2 pseudogenes are annotated in these 1,615 nt (G+C 60.6%); both read right to left on the bottom strand.

Annotated features, from left to right (window positions below):
- Nucleotides 1-638, bottom strand: a pseudogene (locus tag AC04SH_RS34855) (hypothetical protein); the annotation flags it as partial.
- Nucleotides 635-1,615 (bottom strand): annotated as a pseudogene (locus AC04SH_RS34850) (hypothetical protein); the annotation flags it as partial. The pseudogenes AC04SH_RS34850 and AC04SH_RS34855, both read right to left, overlap by 4 nt.

The raw sequence follows: 1,615 nt of genomic DNA, 5'->3' as shown, positions 1-1,615 counted from the left end.
AAGCCGTTTGCCAGGTTAGCCAGGGTCTGCGGAGTAAATTCAGAGAGTTGGTCGGCACGGCGAAGCACCTCACCGGCGATCGTGGCTGTGGCCTCGCGACAACCCGCCTGTTCCGGCCACTTGCTGAAGCCGTTTGCCAGGTTAGCCAGGTTCTGCGGAGTAAATTCAGAGAGTTGGTCGGCACGGCGAAGCACCTCACCGGCGATCGTGGCTGTAGCTTCGCGACAAGCCGCCGCTTCCGGCCACTTGCTGAAGCCGTTCACCAAGTTCCCCATGTCCTGCGGATTAAAACCAGAGAGCCGGCCGGCGCGGCGGCAGACCTCACTGGCGATCATGCCTATTGTCTCGCGACACGCCACCGCTTCCGGCCACTTGCTGAAGCCGTTCACCAGGTTCGAAAGTTTCTGCGGATTAAAACCAGAGAGCTCGTCAACGCGGCGACTAACCTCACCGGCGATCGTGAGCGCGGCGTGACGCGTGTTCTCCTCTTGCGGCCACTTGCTCATGCCATTCACCAGGGTCGCAAGATCCTGACTGCTGAAATCAGAGAGTCGGCCGCGACGAAGCAATTCGCCGCCGACAACGGTTGCGGCGTGGCGGCACTCTGCCGCTTGCGGCCACTTGCTGAAGCCGTTCACCAGGTTCGAAAGTTCCTGCGCGGAGTAAAGTCCGAGAGTTGGTCGGAACGGCGAAGCATCTCACCGGCGATCAGGGCTATAGCCTCGCGACACTCCGCGGCTTCCGGCCACTTGCTGAAGCCGTTTGCCAGGTTCGACATCTCCTGCGGAGTAAATTCAGAGAGTTGGTCGGAACGGCGAAGCAGCTCGCCAGCGATCGCGATTGAGGCACCGTGCAAGCTCTCCATATGCGGCCACTTGCTGAAGCCGTTCACCAGGTTCGAAAGTTCCTGCGGATTAAAACCAGAGAGCTCGTCAACGCGGCGACTAACCTCCCCGGCGATCGCGAGCGCGGCGCGACGCGTGTTCTCCTCTTGCGGCCACTTGCTCATGCCATTCACCAGGGTCGCAAGATTCTGACTGCTGAAATCAGAGAGTCGGCCGCGACGAAGCAGCTCGCCGCTGACAACGGTTGCGGCGTGGCGGCACTCTGCCGCTTGCGGCCACTTGCTAAAGCCGTTCACCAGGTTCGACAATGCCTGGGCGTTAAAGTCAGCGAGCTGATTGGTGCGGCGGCAGATCTCACCGGCGATTGCGAGCGCGGCGGGACGGATGTTCTCCTCTTGCGGCCATTTACAGAGGCCGTTCACCAACGTCGACAAATCCTGCGGAATGAAACCAGAGAGCTGGTCGGCGCGGTGATGGACCTCACTGGCGATTGCAACTATGGCGTCGCGACAGTCCTTCGGCCACTTGCTCAAACCGTTCACCAGCAGCGCCAGACTTTGACTGTTGAGCTTTTTAAGTATGCGTCTGTCGTCGCGACAGACCTTGGCGATCCTGATCACGCCATTGCGGCAATCCGCCATCCGGGGATGCCGTCCGAACGATGATGACAAGAGCGCAAGCGCCCTGGGTTCGATTTGGCTGATCAGCGCATTATCAAGCTGCGCCACCCGAGCTGCCATGGCCCTGCAGGCTTCGATACCCTCCCGCCC

The sequence above is a fragment of the Mesorhizobium sp. CNPSo 4688 genome (assembly GCF_057784295.1).
This window is presented reverse-complemented; position numbering and strand designations above follow the sequence as displayed.